Here is a 22,155-nt window from a genome sequence, read left to right on the forward strand (position 1 = left end):
ATGAAAAACTTAGAAAGAAAAAAATATAAAAGACTGGGAATAAATTTCTTGATACTACTAGTATTTGTTGCTCAAATGCTGATGGTAAAAGGTGTAAGCTTTTCTAATTCTTTTTCAAAAAGTCCCTATCCCCTCGCTCAGATATTGGACACATATTTATTTATATCTCTACTTATAAATCCAATATTAATATCATCGCTTGTAAAAAAAGTAATGGAAATTGAAGAAAAAAACAAGATGTGGCAGATGCAAATAATCCTTGGCGAAAAAGTCAATTCTATTCTTCTTTATAAGTTTAAAAATTTATCTTTCAAGCTAATTGTACTGCAAATTATAGAAGCTCTAGGATTTATTAAAATAGCCATGCATTCAGATCATTTTAGCCTAAATAGCGAAATGCTTTTGAGATTTGTGACAGTAAACTTATCGGCTTTAATAATAAATTTATTTTTTCTGGGGCTATTTATGATAATCGAGATAAAGAGCAAAAAAGTCTACACCCTATCATTTATTTCAATAATAGGAGGTCTCACAGGAGTAATATGTATGCTCACATCTAAAATTCTCACTTATTTGAATCCCTTTGCTTGGATGGCAAGCCTTTTAAACACTTCTTATATAAAAGAAGAAGGCTCATTTATCCAAGTGCTAAACCCAACAAATTTCTATACCTTAATAATTGCCCTTATTCTTTTAATAGTCTGCCTTGGCTACTTAAAGGCAATGAAAACTTATAATCTATACAAGGACTAGGAGGACTTATGTTAAAATTAGAATTTAAAAAAATAAAATTTACAAATATCTTGCTAGTAAGTCTGATAATTCCCCTACTAGCCAACGCCTTTGGCCTTATAAATTATATGGGAAATAGGGAGACCTTGACCCACGAATGGCAATCATTGTGGACCCAAGTAAGTCTGTTCTACTTTTCATTTTTCTATGTGCCCCTTATAGCAATCGTAACAGCTAGTCTATGGTCACCAGAACACAAAGCAGGACTTAAATTCATTAGACTAAGCCCCAAGAAAAATATGGCATTTGTACTAGCTAAGTTAATTTTAGCTTTTATAATAGTTAGCTTTTGTCAGATATATTTTTTAGCTTTATTTTATGCAGGCGGAAAATTTATAGGACATTTCTCAAGCATAGACTTTAGTATATATTTTTACTATATAGCTCTTAGCATATTATTGTCACTTCCTATTATAGGAATTTTTGGAGCCCTCGCCATAAGGATAAAATCCTTTGGAGTAATAATCCTCTTATCCACCATCCTTACAATACTCGGCTTCGCTTCAGCTTACAAATCTCTAAAAATAATAGGCATAAGCTTCTTAGCAATAGAAGCAAACAACTTTAGATTTATAAATGCACACGACTTGGCATTATTGGTCCTATTTGCTCTAGGCGAATTAATAATCTTTCTATATCTTTCAAATAGATTTCTAAAATACGAAAACAAATAAAAAAAGGGGCTGTTGGAATAAAATTTTCCAGCGCCCCTTATTATCTTATCCGGCTTGATTCAGCTTTTTTGATTTAATGCTAAATTTAACATTCCAACTACAAAAAAGCACCTACTTTTGTAGATGCTAAAATTTAATAATCTATAATTGTAAGTTTGTATTACTCATTTTATTAATTATCTAAAAAATCTCTTCTCGCAAATTTTATAACATATTAATTTCCCCATTAATTTGATATTTATAAAAAACAGCTATCGACTTACATTATTTATCTTCCCTAAATGATAATCCTATTAAATCTCCAAACAATGCAATCACCGCATATCCCACTGCATAGACCCATGCACTTGAGTTATAAAATATAAATATAGATGGGATAAATATAATTGCTACACTAAAAATATACCAAAAATCAAACCCCTCCCTAATGCCATAAAAAACAGAAATTATTAAACATATTAGTGGGATAATTACTAGCATAAGAGCCATTGCACTTGCTGTGTCTTTTATGAATAAAGGAATGATATAAAAGTCTATCAAAAATAGCAAATAGAAAACTATGTTCTTTTTTAACTTCTCCATCATGTCAATATCCTTTCAAATTCTCATTTATCAAATTTTCGTCCTCTTTTCTTTATTTTATTATAAAGTCTTACTTGGAATCCGTAAATCACATAAAACTAGATACTGATATTTAGACTTGATAAATTGCGTATGATTTAACTTAATTAAGTCTCATCTTATTTTACAATTTGATAAGCTACCTATTTATTTAAGGTAATGCTGAGCTTTTTATAGATAGAACCCGAAATTTTTCGGGCTAAGATTAAAACCCCAGCATAACTCATAAAGGCTATGAAGGCGAAAGGGGACACTCTAGTTTAATTGCACATTGATTATTATACTTAATTTCAAATTTATTTTAGTCTTTTTTAAAACAAATTACTGCATCAAAAGTAATGGATAAAGCAATATAGTTATGATATTATTTATTTAAGAGAGAATGTATTTTAGGAAATAAAATTGCAGTACATATTCGCCACAATTATCCAAAAGATTTGAAATTTATTTTATTTCCAAGGAGTTTAGAGAATCAAAAGGTTATAAGGAGGATTAAATGAAAAAAAATAAGACAGTCGCTAGTCTTGCACTAATAGTTATGCTGATGCTTTCATCTGTAAATGTTTATGCAGCAAAAAACGAAAGAAAAAATCCAGCACTAAATGGAATCATCGTAAATGATCACATAGTCTACAGCGATGCAGAGCCATATATCAAAAATAGCAGAACTTATGTGCCTATTAGATTTATAGCTGAAGAACTTGGCTACGATGTTCAATGGGATTCAAAAGAAAAAATGGTTACCATGAATTCATCAGAAACTAGTGTGGAGCTTAAAATAGGTTCAGATAATATGAAGGTCAATGGCAAAGATGTTAAGCTGGATTCATCTCCTGAAATAAAAAACAGCAGAACCTTTGTGCCCCTTCGTGCAATAGCAGAAGCTTTTGGCAAAAAGGTAGATTATTCGAATGAGTATAGAACTGTATATATTGGTGATAATCCAAAATATGATGCCTTCTACAAAATCGTTTACTATTATGGAAAAGAAGACAAAATGATGTCGCAATATACTATAAATATTGCTAAGAAGAGCGAGGATATAGATGGTAATAAAAAAGAGTATAAAACAATAAATGAACTTGTAAATTCTGTTTACGACAGCTTATATTCAGTTATCGGTTCAAATTCTAACGATGTCTCTTCTAAGACAAAACCTGACACAAGTAAACCAAAAACTGACACAAGTAAACCAAAAGCGAATGCAAACAAATCAAATGTCCCAGATGATATGAAACTTAAGGATGCAAAATATATAAGCCCATCATCAGATCCACTTGTAGGAACTTGGTATTCATCTGGTAAGCTTACTTTCAATGGTTCTACTGTTAATGTTAGAAATTACAAATATATCGAAAGTCTGGGCGACAATTTATACAAAATAACAACTAGAATTATTCTATCTAGTGATCCTAGTTCAGAATTTTATTGCGAGCAAATTGGATACTTTAATAATTCAACAAATATTATAGAATTTCCTGATGAATCAGAAATAATTTATGGAGACACGGGATATTTCAAAGGTCAAACACCATATTTACCTAATGAGGAATGGGTTTTAGATAAATCTGGAACTAAACTGTACTTTAAAAGCTTAGATAGCGGATATTATTTTACCAAATATTAAAAACTTAGAGTTCGGGAAACTGGACTCTTTTTATTTGCGGGAAAATATAGACACTTTAAAATTTTTGAATCAGACTTTTATATTAGTAAACTTATTATTTCATTTTCTTGACTTCTAGAAAAATACCTGCAATGACGTAATAAGCACAAAAAGATGATAGACCCCCAAAAATCCACCATATTTTTTGACTTTTACAACTTGATAAAAGAAGTGAAAAAACTACATCTGGATTCTTTTTCGAGGACTATTTAAACACTAAACTTTGCATAACGAAGATTAATCAAGGAGATTTTGCAATTTTATATTTTTAAATTCCGACTATAAAACTTGGCTTTTCTCTATTTTAAAATTCAAAAAACAAAATCTTTTAAGATACCTTTTGAGCAATCATAACACCAATCGGCGCAAGACCCCCATAGGCCAATTTCATTTCACGTATCAAAAATCCATGCCCTTCAATAAAATCTTCAAATTGCTTTTTATTCCATTCTTTATACATCTTAAAACCTGAAATAGACATCAACTTTTTTATAAAATAATTTTGTTTTCCCTCTTTCCATAGAAAAGTAGGGGCAAACAAAGTGCCATTAGACTTTAGCACCCGATATATTTCTTTCATTGCCTCATCCGGATTAGGCATAATATGAAGTGCATTAGCAATTAGAACGCTATCAAACTTTTCATCAGCAAAAGATAGCGAACTTGCATCGGCTACTTCAAATGTGAGGCTTTCGTGTTTTTCATGCTTTTTCGCTTCCATAATCATTTGTTCGGAAAAATCTGTACCAATCCAACTTTTAGTAAGCCTCGAAAGACTAAAAGAAAATTGCCCCGATCCACAAGCAAGTTCTATACATTTAATTTCATCTGGTTTTTTTCATACAGAAATTTGTAAGAAAAATTCCTTGTCGTTCTACCTGCTGTTCCTTGACAATTTTGTAACCTCTTTTTTCAAAGAAAGGTTTCGCTGTAATAGAAGCGTGGGTAGTAATATCTCCTTGAACAGCTTGCTCCAGTTGATTGCAAATAGCACTTGCAATACATTTTCTCTGATAACTGGTATGAACAAATAGATGGTCAAGGTAGCCTGTTTTATCTATGTCCCCAAAACCCACAATGATTTCATCATCAACCGCAACAACACTGAAATGTTCTTGAAGCGACTTATTCCATTGCTCTAAATCCACCTGTCCTGTCGCCCATACATTTAACTGTTCTTTTGTGTAATCTTTTGCGTTGACTGTGTGGACAGTATTATAAAACAGGTCTGCCAATTCTTTGCAGTCTGACGGCTGATATTTTCTGATAATCATTTGTTCTCCTTTAATTATTCATTTATATCTTGCGATCACATATTCATTTCATTTACCGTTGAAGCAGGTTTTACTGTCATTTCGACCCAAGCCGGACGAAATCCGCTTTTTATTGCATTTCTTGCAGATCTCAGATTTGACCATGCACAACAATAAAATGGAACCTTACCGCTTTCTAATATTTCTATTGCCAATCTGCTGGTCAATGCCGATGCTATTCCCTTCCTTCGATGTTCAGGAAGTACGTCAACTCCGATCTGCCACATAGTTTCACAGTCTGCGCTGCACGCCGCTAACCCTATCAATGTGCCATCACGATATGCTCCAACTCCAAGAATATCTAACTCCTTGCGTTTTTCGCATAAAGCATTACTCCACGTTTCTGTGTACAGCCCTTTAAAATCTTCCGGATATAATATCTTTAACTCATGATCGCAAGGCAACGGAGTCAAAACAGATATATCAGGCAAAAAATATTCAGCCATAAAACACACACGAGATCCTTCTTTTTGAAAAGCATCATTTAACACGTGCATATTCGGTGTTTCAAAACAATGCTCGATCGGATATTTATTGATATAGTATTCTACAACGTCTTTATATTTTTCTGAAACGCTGGCAACAATATTATCTCCATAGGATATCAAGTTGCATATGTGCGGAAGATTTAAATATTTTCTTGCTGATTTGTTTTCTTTTGAAATTGCCACAACGTTCTTACCGCAAATAAAATCCTCGACACGGCAATTGGAATCTATAGCAGATTGCTGCATAGCTATCTTCTTTATCATCTCATTTGTCCACTTCAATTTAATTATGCCCCTCCTATGACTTCTTGTGATCCTTTAAATACACCGGCAACCAAATAACCGGGCAAACCCCGGATTTCCGTTTACACCGCAAGAGCAGCTTTTACACCGCAAAGGCAAACATTTTAATTTTGCCTACATCTTGTATCCATTTCGGTATGATTATTTCAAGCACATCCATATCTTTATTCAAATGAGGGCGAATGTATTCGCAAACTTTATCATAAACCCCCTTATCTTTTTTCATAAATGGAGCATATAGCTTTGCAAATCTATCCCAAAATTTTTTATTGCTTTTATCAATCACTTTCAACACTCCTTTTAATATATATTATCATAAGCACATTTATATTGAACTTATTTCCTTAACATCAATACTATACATTCAACATGGCTTGAGTGGTCAGTGTGGATAAATTTCAAAGTTTTTCAAAAGCCTCGTTTGTGGGAATATGTTAATCAATAAACATCTTATAATTCATTATATCATTTTAGAGTTAAGAAAAAACAGCCCATAAAAGAGCTGTTTAAACCCTCTAATTGAACTAGTCATAATACTACTAAGATGAACTGCAAATATAGCTATAAGAAAGAATAATTTACAATTCATTTATATTGTCAGTTATGGACATCTTATTAATTCTTTTAATAGGTTTATATGTTGAAATGATTACTGAAGTCAATATAAAACCTATCGAAATTATTACCGGCAAAATTGGAAACTGCCAAATGGCATAGGAAAAATGATTTTCTATCAATTTTGTAAATATAATTTTATTCAGCAAAACACCACCAATAATCCCTATAAAACAGCCAAAGAAACCATAGGTTGCTGATTCTACTTTAATCATTCTCTTAATTTGAAGCTTATCCATACCGACTGCACGCATCATTCCATATTGTTTTATTTTTGATGATACGCTTATGGATATGCTGTTGATACTATTTAATAGACTTACAAGACCGATAATCGCTATGAAACCATATACAAAAAACATAAATGCCATATATGTTCCTGTTGTCTTTTGTTCTCTACGATCATTTATTGTATTCTTGTTCCCCATAATCTTTTGAACTTCATTTATACTTTCATTTGAAAAATTCTCATCAGTCTGTAACATGACTAAGTTATATCCATTTTCATTTGTTATCTGTTTGAATGTTTCATTTGAAGTTATTATTGTAGTTTTACCTCCAGTTTCACCATCGCTAGTAAATGGATCGTATTTCAATAGTCCAGCTATTTCAAAATCTTCTCCTTTAATTTTTATTTTATCTCCAATTTTATTATTGCTATCTCTATCCCAAGTAGATAAAACATAATGGCTATTGCCAAATACATTCGATAAATCACTTTTTCTCTTTAGGGCTTTATCTTTTTTTAGACTTTTTAAATCAAAATCATCATATGAGATAATATCTATTTTTTCTCTACGGTTAGATTCAGATTCTAAAATTGCATTTACATCAAAAGCGCTTCTTCTACCATATACATTTTTTACTCCATCTACTTCTTTTAATTTATTCAACAAATTTGGATCAATATTATTTGAAATATCCTTACTTGTAATCTCTATATCTGCTCTGGCAGAAGATTGTGGCATTATATAATTTACAAATTGTCCGAAAACTATAAATGTTAGAAACAAGATAATACTTAATGCAAAGGAAGCTGACATTAGAAATAAATTCTTTTTATTTTCTATAGCATGATTTATTCCTAGTGATTTTTCAATATGAAAGAATCTATTATATACTAATTGTTTATTTCCTATATTAGATTCTGTATTTCCAAAAAGAGCCGCAATTGGAGAAATCTTAGAGGCTTCTTTCGCAGGTATTTGTGCGGCAATTAAAACACTTGCAAGTCCTACCAGAACACCTGCTAGAATACCAGTTACACTTATTGTAAAAATAGGTATGTTAGAAAATTCTTCCCCAACTATATATCTTAGTCCACCACAAAGAATCCAAGTTGAAACAACACCTATTAACGTACCAATAGGAATAGCTGTTTTGCACCAATTTAGTGACTCTAACCTTACAAACTTTTTAATCTGACCTTTGCTCATCCCAAGAGAGCGCATCATCCCAAAAAACTTAGTTCTTTGAGCAACACTATTATTAATACTTCCAGAAATCATTAAAGCACCAGCTACAAGTATCAAAATAAATAATAACATAACTACAGGAATTAAAGTTTGCCCCAAGTTACTTTTTAATACATCGTTGAAACTAAAACCAGTATGCTTTAACTTCAATCTATCAATTTCCATTCGTAAGCCAATTTCAGCCATACTAAAAATTGCTGTTACCAAAAATACTGAAATAGCTATGCACATTATAGTTAAATGATTCTGTTTTTTACGAATTTTAGCTGATATTGGAATTAAACTAAGATAACTTTTCATTTGTAGCACTTCCATGATCAAATAGTATTCCATCTGAAACTCTTAAAACTCTATCTGCTGCTTGAGCTATCGAACGGCTATGTGTAATCATAATTATAGTTTGTTCATATTTCTGTGAAGATTCTTTTAGTAAACTGATAACCTCTGAACTGTTTTTAGAATCTAGGTTTCCCGTTGGTTCATCTGCTAGAATTAGAGAAGGCTTTGTTATAAGTGCTCTACCGATAGCAACCCTCTGTTGCTGACCACCAGAAAGTTCACTTGGCAAGTGATTCTTTCTCTCTTGTAGTCCTAATATATTTAATAGTTCTTCAAGATATTTTTTATCTGGTTTCTTGTAATCCAATAAAACTGGAAAGATTATGTTTTGTTCCACAGTCAACTCTGGAATCAAATTAAATCCCTGAAAAATAAAACCTATATTTCTGCGGCGAAATACTGTAAGCTCGCTATCTTTCATTGAAAACAAATCTTTATTATTAATAATAACTTTACCTTCAGTAGGAGTATCTAGCGCGCCTATTATATTCAGTAGGGTACTTTTCCCAGAACCTGACTCTCCTACTATAGCTATATATTCTCCTTTATCTACAGAAAATTTAATATCTTTTAAAGCATGCACTGCATTGTCGCCTTTTCCATATATTTTTGAAACAGATTTAACTTCTAATAAACTCATAAAACACCTCGATCCTATTCTATTTATTAAAGAATAACACTCCATTCCTACACTTAAATTACTAAAATCCTACAATTTTGTAGGATTTCTAAAAGTTAATATAAAAGTAGTCCCATAACCTAATTCACTAGAAACTTCAATTGTGCCACCATGTCCTTCGATGATAGACTTTGCTAAGGGTAGTCCTAAGCCTATCCCTTGTGAATCTGTTAAATGTCTACTTCTATAGAAACGCTTGAAAATATGATAAAGATCATCCTCATGTATACCAAAGCCATTATCAGTAATTTTAATTTGTAAAATCGACGAGAATTGCTCCCATTCAATTTTAATTACATCACCGCTTTCAGTATGGTCAAAAGCGTTTTTGACAATATTATTTATTGCTTCCAATAGCCAATCTCTATCACAAATAAGATTTATTTTTTCATCTCCAGAAACTTGTAGATGTTTTTTTTCACTTTTTGCACGGTATGTAAATCGGAGTTCTACATCTTTAATCATTGCATACACATTTTCATTCAATTTTTTAAGAACAATCACACCTGCATCAAACTTAGCTAACTTTAAAAGGTTTTGTATTAATGTATTCATTCGATTAAGCTCATGGTCTGACGCTTCACATAAAACTTTAATGGGATAATCTTTATCAACTTCATTAAAAATAAGTTCATTATATATGTTTAAAGCTGCTAATGGTGTCTTTAATTGATGAGATATATCAGATATAGTGTCTTTTAGAAATTTTTTCTCTTTAGATTCATTCTTGGCTCGGGCATTTAATATTGAAACCATCTGATTTATGGAATTAAATAACCTATAAATTGTCCCTTCTTTGTCAGAATCAATCTGAGCATTATGATTGCCTTCAAGATACATATTGATTTGTGCTTCTGCATTTTCTATAATTTTTTCTTGGCGTTTTAAATAAAGATAAAATATACCAGGTGTCAAAAAAATAAAAATAAGACTTATAAAAATTAAAGGAGTAGAAATAGTTTTGAATTCTTTCCAAGTAAATACTTGAATTGATAAGGCGAATAAGATATTCACTGTAAAGATATGTTTGAAATATCTTTTATTGTTTTCATCTGAAAATACTGACATCATTGTTTACCTCAACAAGATATGTTCCACTTATATCCCAGGCCTCTAATAGTTTGTATCATTTTGGGATGGCTAGGATTGTCTTCAATTTTCACTCTAAGTCTACGAATATATACAGTTACGGAATTATTGTCTATATAATTATCATTAATATCCCATAATTTCTCTAAAATTTGATCTTTAGATAGGACAATATCAGGATTTTTCATAAATAAACAAAGCAGTTTATATTCACCACTCGTTAGATCTAAAGCGTGACTATTTTTATAAGCAACACTTTTTGATAAATGAATTTTTATACCATTTGATTCGATATTTTGGTTATTATATTTTTCTGTTCTCCTAAGAAGTGCATTTATTCTTGAGATTAAAATACTCAATTTAAATGGCTTAGTTATATAGTCATCTCCACCAATTTCCAGACCCATAATTACGCTTGTTTCTTCGTCAGAGGCTGTTAGAAAAATAATAGGTACATCAGAGTTTTCTCTGACTTTTCTGCAAAATTCAAACCCTGATCCATCAGGAAGAGATACATCTAAAATTAATAATTCGTATTTGTTTTTTGACCATAAATCTAAAGCTTCGCTTATAGTTCTAGCTATATCAGCGTCAAACCCTTGCTTTTCAAAAGAAAATGACAACCCATAAATAAGGCTCTTGTCATCTTCTAATAGTAATATCTTGTTCATATAAAATCTCCTAAAAATCATTTAATCTATGTTAGATTATACATTATAAGTACAAAAATACACTCAATTTAGTTTAACACCATTGCCATTATAAGTAAAAACAGACCCTTTACGAATCTACTACTTGTTGATATCAATTTCAATCCTTGACTTAAAGATTACTTTCAGTTTTTCTTCTCCACTCTCCTTATAAATATCTATCCTGTCTACACACCCCTACGATTTTTACCATCGATATGTTCCTACAAGGTATTTATCAAAAAGAAAAATGGCCTTTAAGATTTCTTCTGAAATCCTAAAAGCCATTGATTTCAACAGTCTTAGAGCCTCTTATCTTATTTTCTTGACATCAAAACAACACTCTCAACATGGTTTGAGTGGTCAGTATGGATAAAATTTAATTTTTTAGGGAAGCCTCGTATGTGGGAATATATCCATCTCTGATTATACATCATAAAAAATTATTTCTTACAATCCTTGACTTTAAGTATAATTCTGCTACAATTTAGTTAAGGAACAAGCCCTTGCCATACGTGGCGGGGCGTTTTTTTATGAGGCGTGTATATGAGTAAACCGTTTAAAACTTATGATGAACAAATTGAAATACTCTCAAATAGAAGTTTAGACATTAATAATCCAGAATATGCTAAAATTATTTTATCACAAGTTAATTATTATAACCTTATCAATGGCTATAAAACTCCATTTTTAGATAATACCTCTTCTAATGGGGAAGAAGATGTATATAAATCTGGTAGTAGTTTTGAAGAAATTTATGCCCTTCATGAAATGGATCGTGAATTAAAAGAAGTGGTTTTTTCTTCTCTGCTCCGTTTTGAGAAACTTCTAAAAACATCCTGTGCTTATCATTTTTCAGACTTACACAGAGATGGACTATATCCTTACTTACAAATTGAAAATTATTCTGCATCAAAGCATCAACTAAATTATGTTTTGAAAAATATAGGGACATTATCCAATGCCATAAGTAGAGAAAATAAAAATTCAAATGGCAAGAAACCTATTAAGCATTATATAAAAAAGCATGACCATATTCCTCTTTGGGTTCTTGTAAATTTCCTTACTTTAGGAAATATATCTTATTTTTATAATTCCCTAGATGAATCTCTTCAAAATAAAATTGCTAGAGATTTTGGTGAAAGATATAAAGAGAGTTACCAGTCTAAAGAAAAAATTAGTAAAACTGAACTTATAGACATAATTAAAATCTGTAATTTTTTCAGAAATGTTTGTGCCCATGATGAAGTCATGTATTCTTTCTCATTGAATAAAACTGGTCAAACCGCTATATTTGAAAAGTTTTTTGATGAGAATTATACTGGAAAAAATTTACATGATTTAATATTGGTCCTTAAACTAGTTATTCCCGAAAAAGAATACCAATCTTTAATCTCATCAATTAGCTCCATCAAAAATAAATATGAAGATAAATTTACTAGTATATCAATTGATGCCATATTTGCAATTTCAGGATTTCCTAATAAGTAGTTAAGTTAACTACTTATTTTTTATTTGATCACGATTATCCTCAATTGCTTATGATAATATTATACCAATTATATTAAGTCTATTAAGTAAAATCAAAAAAACCGACTTGGTCCGCATTATAATAAGAGGTGTGTCGGGTACTATTACTCATATAATATATCGTTAAGTTATTTGCCAATTTTATACTTTGCTCTTAATTTTTTTATTGAGATTCTCATTAATCCAGCTATAGTGGCAGAATTCAAATATGCTTGACCAAAATGATGCGTAGCATATCCATCTATATCATCTACTAAAATTTCTTTAACTTACTTCTCAGTTAAATATTGATTAAATATGGCAATATCATTTTTAAACTTACTTTTATAGATTCTATCGTATTCTTCCAACCCTAGGTTTATCAAAAATGTATCATAGTAACATTCCTTATATGCTCTTAACCAATCCCACATAATTTCAGGGTTATAAACATTAGGATTTTTTAAATGGTATCTTTTGCAAAGTAGCACATAATTCGATGGAATATCTTTACCACCCAAGGATCTTGGAATTATATGACATCTCTCCAGACTTCTTTTTGATCCACATCTCCAACATCTTTCTAATGCTTCAGATGCATCGACTCTTAAGTTGCTTTCATCAACTCTAGAAAACCAGTACTCATATATATCTTCTTTCGTTGTTTTAATTTCTTTAGTCATATTTACTCTCCACTTATTTATATACTACTTTAAATTCACCATTGTATTTCAAGTCGATTATTATTTCAACTTAATCTTGTAGAAATATATTAGTTCTTAAATCATTGCTTCTCTTGCTATGCTAAGTTTCACGTGATAAATTTTATTTTAGTCTATATATGTGGTGTCAATCAATATTTGTTGAGCTTATACTGTTAAGTCTAAATTTCTAGCTAAAACAACATCGCTTTCATCTTGATATATTGGTATGCAATTAATATCTAGTAATTCATTTATTAAGTATATTCTATCTGATTTGTTAATATCTAAAATCAAAGCCTTGGACATAAAAAGCAATGTCCCTGTACCTATTATTTGTAATTTCTCTATTGTTTTTACTAAAAAGTATTTAATAATTTGTATTTTACCATAAAAATCTTCCGCCTCATCTGCTAAATTAAATTCGTCTATTATAGCTACGGATCCTATTCCTCTAACTTCATTACAATAGGTATTATAAGCACTTGCTACATATTCTAAATCACCAGAAATACTATCAGCTAATAATAACATATCTTCAATATTATAAATATTAAAAATATAAAAGCTTATACTAGCTATAAACTTTTTAACTTCTACCTCGTCTTGCCATAAATATTCGAAAAAATCTATTCTTCCTAGCATAATATCATCATATTCACAATCAGACGTTAAAAAAATTTCAAAATCAATTATCTCATGCTTTTGAGAAAATTGATTGAATTGATATGTCATCTAAACCTCCATATTCTGGTAAAATCAATACTTTAATGTACTCAGCAATGATATCTTGATCAAGAATTTCTCCTTTAATAGCAATATGCCTTAAATCGTCTATATATTCAGATCCTTTTTCAAACTCTATTTCTTTCTGTAAATCAAATTTGTTTAACAAGTTTATTTTTTCTACATTTATTGAGTTCTCTTTATAAAGATATGAAACAAATTTTGATTCTACAAAAGCTGTAACATACAAATGAGGAAAATACATATTGTTCTTTTCTTCTATAATATATTCAAATAAAATTTTATTATTATCGCTAGTAATACTAATATATTCTGTAAATTGATTAAGAATATTAGCTGTATTTCCAATATAATTCCATATATATTCTGATAAAGATAAGCAATCTTCAACTGAAGGTGGAGAATGATTTTCATGTTCTATAAGATTTCTAAGATTAAGATACTTATTTAATGTCAGTGTTTTTATAATTTCAAAATATTCTAAATCCTCTAAAAAATCTTTGGTTTTCTTTTTAGAACTGTATTTTATATTGTCAATCCCTAAATTTTTTCTTAACTCCATTGACGTTACATTAAAGGCTCTTTTTAGAGATAAGAATCCCTGGTTTAGCTTTTCTTTATTATCATTACAATTTAGTATAGTATTATTTGCTTCATTCCATATTTCATAAGCACTATTTAACCCATAAATTTTACCAACATTTACAACCCTGCCAATAATACAATCTTCAATAATCTTTGAATCTATCCATACATTTTCTAAAAAATTGCCTTCCATATTCACTTCCTATAGTAATTTTTAAACTTTTTATTTTCTTTCCATCAAACACACACTCAGCAGTCGATTTCTGCCAATCGAAGCTCCCTAATCGGTCGCTTCCCTTGGGAAATCTTTGCATGAGACCTGCCTCTACTTCTCAGCGTCGCTTCGCTCCTTGATAAGTACGGCTAGGGCTTCAACGTGCGTTGTCTTTTGCTTGGGAACATAATTTTTTATCCTCGTCTTTCTTGTAGGAGCACAATTTATCACTGTCATTGTCTTTGGCATTTTTTCTTTTATCTTTAAAGTTATTAGAATCTTGACTATCTTTAATTCCTGTTTTGAAGTAGAATGTCAGGTCATATGGATGAACTGTTCCGTCTTTGTCAATTCTTCCAACCACGACTTTATCAACTATGCTTTCAAACACTGTTCTGTTAAATTCCTCTATAATTTCTCTATTTTCTAAGACCTTTTTAAATTGCTTTAGTCTTTCTTTAATAGAGTTTTCATCTTTGATAGTTAGCTCTAGTGTTTTCTTTTCATCAATTAATTCTTCTTTTTGTTTTGTAAGTTTTTTATACTTTTTAGCATAAACTTCTTCGTCTATACTATCTTCTAAATGAAGATCAACTAACTTTCTTTCTTGACTAATGATTCTGCTTAATTGGTTTTCTAACTTTTTCAAATCTTTGACTAAAGTATTATCATTTATTTCTTCTTCTACAATTTTTAAAAAGTCATCTATTACTGTTGAATCTGTGTGGCATAATTGTCTGTAGCTTTCAACAAAAGCTTTTTCTATTGCTGCTTCTTGTATTCCCTTTGAATGAGGACAATATTTTTTACCTTTTTTTGTTGACTTTACACATTGCCAATTATTTTTTTTATAAATTGAACTTGTATGCCAAGTTCTTCTTGAAAGTATATCTCCACAAAATCCACATTCCAGCATACTTGAAAAAGCGTATTGCCTTGATAGTTTTTCTCTCTTCCTATCCTTATTAGCAATTGTGTTTCTGTTTTGTGCTCTTCTGAGTCTAATCTCCTGTGCTTTTTCAAAATCTTCTTTTGATATAATTGGCTCGTGATGATTTTCAATTTGATATTTATCAGATTCACCAAAGTTTGCTAGTCTTCTTTTTGTTATGGGATCAACTGTAAAAGTCTTTCCCATTAATATATCTCCAATATACTTTTCATTCTTAATTATTCCTAACACTGTAGTATCAGACCATTTTGTTTTACCTCTAGGGGTAAGATATCCTTGTTCTTCTAGTTCCCTACCAATGACTGAACCACCATTACCCTCCAAATATCTCTTAAAGATATATCTAACAATTTTGGCTTCTTCTTCATTTATAGAGATGCTTTTTGTTGTAGGGTCATAATCATATCCAAGGCAACCTTGAAAACCAATAAGTTCTCCTTTTTCCATTTTCATTTTCAGTCCTTTTTTCACATGGGCTGAGGTATTTTCTACTTCTTGTTGAGCTACTGAACTTAATGTTGTTAATAGTAACTCTCCATCCATTGTCAAAGTATCTATATTTTCTTCTTCAAATACTACACCAACATTGTTTTCCTTTAATAGTCTTACATACTTTAAGGTATCTAATGCATTTCTAGCAAATCTTGATATAGATTTAGTAATTATCATGTCTATATCTCCATTTTGACAATCGCTAATTAGTCTCATGAAATCAGCTCTTTTAGTAGCAGTTGTCCCTGTGGTTGCTTCATCTGCGTATATGCCAGCCAAAGTCCAGTTCTTATTATTTTTTATTAGATTTGTATAATAATCAACTTGAGATTTATATGATTCAGGTTGGTCTTTACTATCTGTACTTAATCGACAATATGCTGCAACACGTTTTAAATCTAAATGTAGTGCATTTCTATTTCTTGCTCTTGTATTTGAAGCTTTTATTACTCTTGCTTTAGTATTCATTTTACCTCCTTCCCATTTATATCTTTCTACAGTGTTATTATATCGCAAGAGCAATTACTTTCTATCCATCTTCTTATAATCATTTTCTATTCTATTTTTTATTTTTGCATATTCCTTATCATTAATTAATTTAAGCTCATAAAGTCTGCATAACATAGCAACTCTCATACTATAAATCTTTATTGCTTGCATTTTAACCTCCTATGTAAGTTAATTTTTTTACTTTGATAGATGGATTAAATTTGAAAAATACTAATCTCACCTAAGAAATTTAGAAATATTCACACTTCAAAGAATTTAGATTTTTATAGAAAGATGACAAAATACCACTCACTTTATAAAGTGAAATTCGCCTTCTTTGGTAACCAGATTTATATTTTTTTATAATATTTGAGTTTTATTTATTTATTAATTTGGACATAAAAAGAGGACTTATGCTACTAGGCATAAATCCTCTAAAATGAAAGAAACTTTTTCGATTGTTATTTGTATTTAATTTTTTATTATAATTACTAATATCAAAAAGATCTGTAAATTTTTTCTATATAAGCATTAGACCTAAAATAATACATAGTAATTTCCTCCAACTATTCAACCTGTTGCTAATTCATATAATGTATATTCCCTTCGTTTTTTAGTTCATTTTTTATTTTATAAACAACAATAACAGCTAAAACAAATGACAAAATATCCGCTATTGGTTGGAGCAAATATATCCCAAACTTCCCATATAAATTAGTAAGTAAATATAAAAGAGGGATGTAGAAAATACCTTGCCTTGAAATCGAAATTATCAACGAACAAAAATATTTACCTATGTTTTGCATCAACATACTACTTATCGCATAATAGGCTAACAATGGGATTGTTATACATTGCATTCTAAGTAGTTGCGCTCCTATAGAAATAACTTCACTATCTTTAGACATCGCAATAACAAAATGTTCCGAAAAAATATATAGCACCACTGCTGATATAATCAAAAATATAGTTCCAACAACAACTGTCAAATTAAATGCTGATCTAACTCTGCCATATTTTTTTGCACCATAATTCATTGCACAAATAGGTTGAAACCCTTGCCCCCATCCAATCATAATCATATAAGCTATGGCAACTATTCTTGAACTAACGGTTAATGCTGCAATAATACTTTCCCCAAAGTTCGCTGCAACTCTATTCAATAAAATGAGAGAAACGCTTGTAATTACTTGCCTTGAAAAGTTAGGCATTCCTCCTACAAGAATATGGTATATGCGTTCTTTACTACATTTGACATTTTTCAAAGAAACAGGAATATTACCATTTCCTTTTGCCAACATAGTAAGTGAAATACAAGCAATTATTTGACCTGTCAAAGTTGCATATCCAGCTCCAACAAACCCGAACTTGAATATAAACATAAATACAGGATCAAGAATCATATTGCTAAACATTCCTAAAAGCAAACCTATCATTCCATCTTTTACATTTCCACAAAGTCGTAATTGATTATAAATAGTAATTGAATACAGACTAAATGGAACGCTTATTATAATCACCTTTATATACTGAGTAGTAAATTTAAATAAATTAACAGAAGCATTCCCACCAATGAACTTTGTCAAGTCTGATATAAAAATCCACGACAGTATAGCTATCAAAAATCCACTTATAATAGAAAAGGCTATTCCTATAGAAGAAATAATTGTTGCCTCTTCTTCATCTTGTTCTCCAAGTTTTTTAGACATAATATTACCGCTACCATATCCAAACCAAAAACCAATAGCCTGAATAATACTCACGAAGCTAAAAACAATACCAATAGCGGCTGTCATCGATTTATCATTTAAAAGTCCGACAAAAAATGTGTCTGTCAAACTATAAATAACCATAATTAGCATACCAACAATTGTCGGAACAGACATTTTTACTATCAAAGGTAAAAGTGGTTCACTTAAAATCTTTTGCCTTCTCAATTCTTTTTGATCTATTTGATTTTTTGATTTCATATCAGCAACCTTTGACCTCGCCGATATTACCATTTACTTGTATGGTATCTCCGTCTTTGAATTTGGTAGTTGCAAAACCAACTCCAAGAACTGCCGGTATATTATATTCTCTTGCAACAATTGCAGCATGGCTCAAAGCAGAACCTGTATCTGCCACAACAGCACTTGCCAGCTTAAATAATGGAGTCCATTCAGGATCTGTAAGATGACAAACTAATATATCTCCTTTTTTCATTTTATAAAATTCTTTGGGACTATTTATCAGGCACACCTTTCCAACTGCAATACCAGTGCTTCCGCTTACTCCTTTTAAGACATCACCATCCGTTTTAAAAATCAATAACTTTGAAGCTTCCCATGCTTTCACTGCTAAAGGAAATTTTTCGTTTCTCCTATTTATTTTTTCCTTATCTGATTCATTTAAATTACCTCTGTTAATTACTTCCAACAGTTCTTTATGAAAAAGATTAGCCACTCCAGTTTCTATGTTTTCATCACCCAAGAGTATAAAGTTAATTCTTCTAACACACTTTCTCACATAATAAAATAGTGTTTCCCACAAATATTGACTTTCTTCACGAACCACATGAAAATATCTAAAATATTTTATCTGTTTTTCTACATCCTGATACTTTCTACCATAGATTTCCTTTACGCTCTCCATAAGCTTAGAAAAATCCTTTATATCGTTACTTTCATTACTATTTTCATTTAATATAGGTCGTAATATATTTATCAGCCTATCAGGATCCTCAAGAAATGTTTTTGCAGATAAACAATAACAATTATAATCAGATTTAAAACCATTATCTTTCATAAACTCATCTGATATATTCTTAAAATCATTATACTTTTTATATAATTCCTTAAAATTATCTCCGGAGATTATTGCTTTTTTTAAAGCTTCATTTTTTCTTATCTCACGAGCCATTTTATAGACATCATTTGTAACCACTGATGTTTTATTATCTAAGTCCCAATAAAAATCAAATGATGAATAATTGCTATTTACTTTTTTTATTATTTTGGTAAATTTCTTGCTATTTAAAACTGATGGAAATAATGCATATTTGAATCTATCATAAGCAAGCTTTTGCAAAAGAACATAACTTTCTTCTAAGAAATTTCCACACTCCGTTAATGTCATATTTTCAAAATTTAAGTGCTTGATTTCTTCTATTTCAACTTCATATATATTCATAAAATCTTTGCACTTCTTATAACAGAACTCAAAATCTTTCATGTTCTTTAAAATATTAAAAAATTTAAAAATATTCTTTCCAATTCGCTTTCCGTCATCAGAAAAAGTTTGTATACCATCATCATCTATAATTGGATTTCTTGGTAAAATAATTCCACCTTCTGACAAAATGTTTACTTTCTGATCATTAATTGCCATCAAATAATCGAAATCAAGGACTCTATGTGCAAAAGGCATTTTTTCTAAAAAGAATGACATTACTTCTTGTGTATCCTTTTTGATTTTTTTACCCTTTATATACTTCTCTATTAAATCATTGTCAGTTATATCATTCTTGGAATTTTTTAATGTGGTAATCGCTCTCGCTTGTAAAATATAGACAATATCATTTTTGATAGCCCATTCAATATCCATAGGCATACCATAGTGTTTTTCAATCTCTAAACCGCACTTCATAAGTTCAAGTATTTCTCTATCATTTAATGCACGAGTTTTTCTTTTATCAGAGTTTACCGATACTTCAACAGTTTCCTTATCCCCGTATATAATCTGAGTTTCCTTGCTTCCAATATTTACTTCGATTATATTTCCTGATTTGTCAATAATGTAGCTATCCGCTGTAACTCTTCCGCTTACAACGCTTTCTCCTAAGCCAAAGCTTGCATTTATTTGCATCTCATTTTCTTTTTTGTTTACTGGGTTTACAGTAAATAAAACTCCTGATTTTTCACTCTCTATCATTTCTTGAATAACAACTGCAATAGAAACTGAAGTTTGATCATAACCTTGATGAAATCTATAGCTTACAGCTCTATTCCCCCAAAGTGAAGCATAACAATTACGCACCCCATTTAATACACTTTCAATACCTTGAACATTTAAATAAGTTTCTTGTTGCCCTGCAAAACTGGCATCCGGTAAATCTTCTGCCGTTGCTGAAGAACGCACTGCAACTCTTGTATTATTTCCAAGATTAAAATATTTTTCTCTTATTGCATTTTCCAATTGCTCAGGAAATTTCCCAGACTTTATCTTTCCTCTAAAATGCTCAGCTTCATTTAGAAGTATGTTTTCATCATCTGCTGATTTTTTAATTCCATTTTCAATGAGGCTATCAATAGCATTTACTTTTAAAAAATCTCTATATGCGTCTGCTGTTATAACAAAACCACTTGGAACATTTATTTTAGCCGAAGTCATTTCTCCAAGATTAGCTCCCTTACCTCCAACAATTAATACATCTTCCTTTTTTATCTCATTAAAATCCAGAATCATTTCTATCACCTTCCTTTTTACAATTAAATTTTTATATATTTAAAAACAATGCTTTGTATATAAATATTAAGTACTTCCTCAAATGTATCTTCATTAAAATGGAAATAATTTGAACATAGAACAAAGCTTCCAACAAAGGCATTTGATAAACCTTGCTTATCTACGCTTTTTACTACATTGTTTTTGTACCAATAATCTATTAACCTATCCAAAAAATCCCCATATAGATTTTCTACTCTATTCACTTTCTTTGAATCTTGACTCGCAAATATTCTAAATGCCTCTTGATAAATTTGCTGATTTCTAATTTTCTCAGTCATGTCTATTGAATACTTAAAAATTACCTCTGAAAGGAATTTTTTAGGATTCGTAAGTGAATTTGAAAATTCTTTTTCAATGTTCTCCAATTTTTGTATTGATCTATATGCCATTAAATCAATGACAAGAGATTCTTTATCTTTCCAAAAATTATAGAAACTCCCTTGAGCTATTCCGACTCTTTTTGTCAATTCCGAAATGCTAAGTGATTTTGTCCCTTTCTCATGAAATAAATCAAGAGCTGTTTCCATAATACTTTCTTTGATTTTTATCTTTTCTTCTTCTGTAAATGCCTTTCCCATATTTTTATCCTCCGAGAGTGGTTTTTTTGTCTATGAATCTTATAATTTTTATTCATAGATATTGTAACTCTTCTTCCCATATATGTCAATGAATATTATTTTTTATATTCACAGATGGCTTAAAATTGAATACACCATTATAATTTGGTATAATATAGCTATAAATTCAAAACTTGCTTAACGATTGATATCTAATTTATTCTTATGTAGCAAGCACAGTAAGTGTACGGACACTTACGAAAAAATTAATGGAGCATACCTTTACGGAATGCTCCATTTTTTTATTTTTACCTTGTTAGGGAGAACCCTAAGACCCCGAAATATATTTTATAAAGGAGAATAAAATGGCAAATAGATTTAGAAATGAAAGAATAGAAATAAAACTAACTAAAGAAGAAAAAGAAGTTTTTGAAAAGAAAATGAAACTTGTAAATTGCAAAACCATGTCCCACTTTCTTAGAAAATGTGTGTTAGAAAAAGAAATTTATGTAGTAGATTTAGAACCATTTAGGAATCTACAATGGTTACTTTCAAATGCAACAAATAACATAAATCAGATTGCAAAAGCAACTAATACGACTGGTGTTATTTACAAAAATGAAATCGAATCAATTAATAAACAGATAGAAAAATTATCAAAAGAAATATGACAGATTC

At 30.2% G+C, this 22,155-nt stretch carries 22 protein-coding genes; 5 read left to right on the plus strand and 17 right to left on the minus strand.

The features are described from left to right. Window positions 1-753 (plus strand): hypothetical protein, encoded by a 753-nt coding sequence (locus LV469_05700; protein ID UHR02142.1) that lies wholly within the window; start codon window positions 1-3, stop codon window positions 751-753. Window positions 754-761: 8 nt separating this feature from the next. Beyond that, complete coding sequence (locus tag LV469_05705; protein ID UHR02143.1) at window positions 762-1,466, plus strand: ABC transporter permease; 705 nt, start codon at window positions 762-764, stop codon at window positions 1,464-1,466. 264 nt (window positions 1,467-1,730) lie between these two features. Here the strand turns inward: LV469_05705 and LV469_05710 are convergent, their stop codons facing one another. Continuing rightward, a complete protein-coding gene (locus LV469_05710; GenBank protein UHR02144.1) occupies window positions 1,731-2,051 on the minus strand; it encodes a hypothetical protein in 321 nt (106 codons plus the stop codon). Between the two features lie 532 nt (window positions 2,052-2,583). Here LV469_05710 and LV469_05715 point away from each other — a divergent pair. Continuing rightward, window positions 2,584-3,714: a copper amine oxidase N-terminal domain-containing protein gene (locus LV469_05715; protein UHR02145.1), complete on the plus strand. Its 1,131-nt coding sequence runs from the start codon at window positions 2,584-2,586 to the stop codon at window positions 3,712-3,714. Between the two features lie 367 nt (window positions 3,715-4,081). Here LV469_05715 and LV469_05720 read toward each other — a convergent pair whose 3' ends face one another. From LV469_05720 to LV469_05755, 8 genes are all read right to left on the minus strand, one after another. Then, entirely contained in the window at window positions 4,082-4,567 is a 486-nt protein-coding gene (locus tag LV469_05720; GenBank protein UHR03590.1) for a class I SAM-dependent methyltransferase, read from the minus strand. A gap of 10 nt (window positions 4,568-4,577) precedes the next feature. Beyond that, on the minus strand, window positions 4,578-5,027 hold the full coding sequence (locus tag LV469_05725; GenBank protein ID UHR02146.1) for a GNAT family N-acetyltransferase: 450 nt from the start codon (window positions 5,025-5,027) through the stop codon (window positions 4,578-4,580). Between the two features lie 35 nt (window positions 5,028-5,062). Beyond that, window positions 5,063-5,836: a GNAT family N-acetyltransferase gene (locus LV469_05730; protein ID UHR02147.1), complete on the minus strand. Its 774-nt coding sequence runs from the start codon at window positions 5,834-5,836 to the stop codon at window positions 5,063-5,065. Window positions 5,837-5,939: 103 nt separating this feature from the next. Beyond that, window positions 5,940-6,143 (minus strand): class I SAM-dependent methyltransferase, encoded by a 204-nt coding sequence (locus LV469_05735; protein UHR02148.1) that lies wholly within the window; start codon window positions 6,141-6,143, stop codon window positions 5,940-5,942. Window positions 6,144-6,435: 292 nt separating this feature from the next. Continuing rightward, window positions 6,436-8,247, minus strand: coding sequence for an ABC transporter permease (locus tag LV469_05740; protein UHR02149.1), 1,812 nt, complete (start codon window positions 8,245-8,247; stop codon window positions 6,436-6,438). Further along, window positions 8,231-8,926, minus strand: a complete 696-nt coding sequence (locus LV469_05745; protein ID UHR02150.1) for an ABC transporter ATP-binding protein — start codon at window positions 8,924-8,926, stop codon at window positions 8,231-8,233. The genes LV469_05740 and LV469_05745 overlap by 17 nt, the downstream gene beginning before the upstream one ends. Window positions 8,927-8,995: 69 nt before the next feature. Continuing rightward, window positions 8,996-10,036 carry a HAMP domain-containing histidine kinase gene (locus tag LV469_05750; protein UHR02151.1) on the minus strand — a complete coding sequence of 347 codons (1,041 nt, stop codon included), beginning with the start codon at window positions 10,034-10,036 and terminating at the stop codon, window positions 8,996-8,998. 8 nt (window positions 10,037-10,044) lie between these two features. Continuing rightward, window positions 10,045-10,725: a response regulator transcription factor gene (locus LV469_05755; protein UHR02152.1), complete on the minus strand. Its 681-nt coding sequence runs from the start codon at window positions 10,723-10,725 to the stop codon at window positions 10,045-10,047. 564 nt (window positions 10,726-11,289) lie between these two features. Between LV469_05755 and LV469_05760 the strand changes: the two genes are divergently transcribed. Beyond that, window positions 11,290-12,234: an Abi family protein gene (locus LV469_05760; GenBank protein UHR02153.1), complete on the plus strand. Its 945-nt coding sequence runs from the start codon at window positions 11,290-11,292 to the stop codon at window positions 12,232-12,234. Window positions 12,235-12,542: 308 nt separating this feature from the next. Here the strand turns inward: LV469_05760 and LV469_05765 are convergent, their stop codons facing one another. The 8 genes from LV469_05765 to LV469_05800 all read right to left on the minus strand — a co-directional run bounded on the left by LV469_05765 (window position 12,543) and on the right by LV469_05800 (window position 21,498). Beyond that, window positions 12,543-12,935: an HNH endonuclease gene (locus tag LV469_05765; protein UHR02154.1), complete on the minus strand. Its 393-nt coding sequence runs from the start codon at window positions 12,933-12,935 to the stop codon at window positions 12,543-12,545. 186 nt (window positions 12,936-13,121) lie between these two features. Then, window positions 13,122-13,688, minus strand: coding sequence for a hypothetical protein (locus LV469_05770; GenBank protein UHR02155.1), 567 nt, complete (start codon window positions 13,686-13,688; stop codon window positions 13,122-13,124). Beyond that, window positions 13,651-14,478: a hypothetical protein gene (locus LV469_05775; GenBank protein UHR02156.1), complete on the minus strand. Its 828-nt coding sequence runs from the start codon at window positions 14,476-14,478 to the stop codon at window positions 13,651-13,653. The genes LV469_05770 and LV469_05775 overlap by 38 nt, the downstream gene beginning before the upstream one ends. 178 nt (window positions 14,479-14,656) lie before the next feature. Continuing rightward, window positions 14,657-16,411 (minus strand): recombinase family protein, encoded by a 1,755-nt coding sequence (locus LV469_05780; GenBank protein ID UHR02157.1) that lies wholly within the window; start codon window positions 16,409-16,411, stop codon window positions 14,657-14,659. Between the two features lie 54 nt (window positions 16,412-16,465). After that, complete coding sequence (locus LV469_05785; GenBank protein ID UHR02158.1) at window positions 16,466-16,603, minus strand: hypothetical protein; 138 nt, start codon at window positions 16,601-16,603, stop codon at window positions 16,466-16,468. Window positions 16,604-17,013: 410 nt separating this feature from the next. Further along, window positions 17,014-18,402: an MATE family efflux transporter gene (locus tag LV469_05790; protein UHR02159.1), complete on the minus strand. Its 1,389-nt coding sequence runs from the start codon at window positions 18,400-18,402 to the stop codon at window positions 17,014-17,016. A gap of 1 nt (window position 18,403) precedes the next feature. Next, window positions 18,404-20,878, minus strand: coding sequence for a phosphoenolpyruvate synthase (locus LV469_05795; GenBank protein UHR02160.1), 2,475 nt, complete (start codon window positions 20,876-20,878; stop codon window positions 18,404-18,406). A 23-nt stretch (window positions 20,879-20,901) separates the two neighbouring features. Beyond that, window positions 20,902-21,498, minus strand: a complete 597-nt coding sequence (locus LV469_05800) for a TetR/AcrR family transcriptional regulator (GenBank protein ID UHR02161.1) — start codon at window positions 21,496-21,498, stop codon at window positions 20,902-20,904. 344 nt (window positions 21,499-21,842) lie between these two features. On the opposite strand from LV469_05800, the gene LV469_05805 reads away from it, so the two are divergent. Further along, complete coding sequence (locus LV469_05805; GenBank protein ID UHR02162.1) at window positions 21,843-22,148, plus strand: MobC family plasmid mobilization relaxosome protein; 306 nt, start codon at window positions 21,843-21,845, stop codon at window positions 22,146-22,148. The last annotated feature ends 7 nt before the right edge of the window (window positions 22,149-22,155 follow it).

This window comes from Peptoniphilus sp. GNH (assembly GCA_021307325.1).
GTDB lineage: Bacteria > Bacillota > Clostridia > Tissierellales > Peptoniphilaceae > KA00134.

What these genes read in the sequence shown, in the direction of transcription:
- LV469_05795 (UHR02160.1), bottom strand. Translation starts at nt 20,878, where the DNA reads ATGATTCTGGATTTTAATGAGATAAAAAAGGAAGATGTATTAATTGTT.
- LV469_05705 (UHR02143.1), top strand. Translation starts at nt 762, where the DNA reads ATGTTAAAATTAGAATTTAAAAAAATAAAATTTACAAATATCTTGCTA.
- LV469_05715 (UHR02145.1), top strand. Translation starts at nt 2,584, where the DNA reads ATGAAAAAAAATAAGACAGTCGCTAGTCTTGCACTAATAGTTATGCTG.
- LV469_05775 (UHR02156.1), bottom strand. Translation starts at nt 14,478, where the DNA reads ATGGAAGGCAATTTTTTAGAAAATGTATGGATAGATTCAAAGATTATT.
- LV469_05785 (UHR02158.1), bottom strand. Translation starts at nt 16,603, where the DNA reads ATGCAAGCAATAAAGATTTATAGTATGAGAGTTGCTATGTTATGCAGA.
- LV469_05805 (UHR02162.1), top strand. Translation starts at nt 21,843, where the DNA reads ATGGCAAATAGATTTAGAAATGAAAGAATAGAAATAAAACTAACTAAA.
- LV469_05790 (UHR02159.1), bottom strand. Translation starts at nt 18,402, where the DNA reads ATGAAATCAAAAAATCAAATAGATCAAAAAGAATTGAGAAGGCAAAAG.
- LV469_05770 (UHR02155.1), bottom strand. Translation starts at nt 13,688, where the DNA reads ATGACATATCAATTCAATCAATTTTCTCAAAAGCATGAGATAATTGAT.
- LV469_05755 (UHR02152.1), bottom strand. Translation starts at nt 10,725, where the DNA reads ATGAACAAGATATTACTATTAGAAGATGACAAGAGCCTTATTTATGGG.
- LV469_05725 (UHR02146.1), bottom strand. Translation starts at nt 5,027, where the DNA reads ATGATTATCAGAAAATATCAGCCGTCAGACTGCAAAGAATTGGCAGAC.
- LV469_05750 (UHR02151.1), bottom strand. Translation starts at nt 10,036, where the DNA reads ATGATGTCAGTATTTTCAGATGAAAACAATAAAAGATATTTCAAACAT.
- LV469_05760 (UHR02153.1), top strand. Translation starts at nt 11,290, where the DNA reads ATGAGTAAACCGTTTAAAACTTATGATGAACAAATTGAAATACTCTCA.
- LV469_05765 (UHR02154.1), bottom strand. Translation starts at nt 12,935, where the DNA reads ATGACTAAAGAAATTAAAACAACGAAAGAAGATATATATGAGTACTGG.
- LV469_05800 (UHR02161.1), bottom strand. Translation starts at nt 21,498, where the DNA reads ATGGGAAAGGCATTTACAGAAGAAGAAAAGATAAAAATCAAAGAAAGT.
- LV469_05700 (UHR02142.1), top strand. Translation starts at nt 1, where the DNA reads ATGAAAAACTTAGAAAGAAAAAAATATAAAAGACTGGGAATAAATTTC.
- LV469_05745 (UHR02150.1), bottom strand. Translation starts at nt 8,926, where the DNA reads ATGAGTTTATTAGAAGTTAAATCTGTTTCAAAAATATATGGAAAAGGC.
- LV469_05710 (UHR02144.1), bottom strand. Translation starts at nt 2,051, where the DNA reads ATGATGGAGAAGTTAAAAAAGAACATAGTTTTCTATTTGCTATTTTTG.
- LV469_05740 (UHR02149.1), bottom strand. Translation starts at nt 8,247, where the DNA reads ATGAAAAGTTATCTTAGTTTAATTCCAATATCAGCTAAAATTCGTAAA.
- LV469_05780 (UHR02157.1), bottom strand. Translation starts at nt 16,411, where the DNA reads ATGAATACTAAAGCAAGAGTAATAAAAGCTTCAAATACAAGAGCAAGA.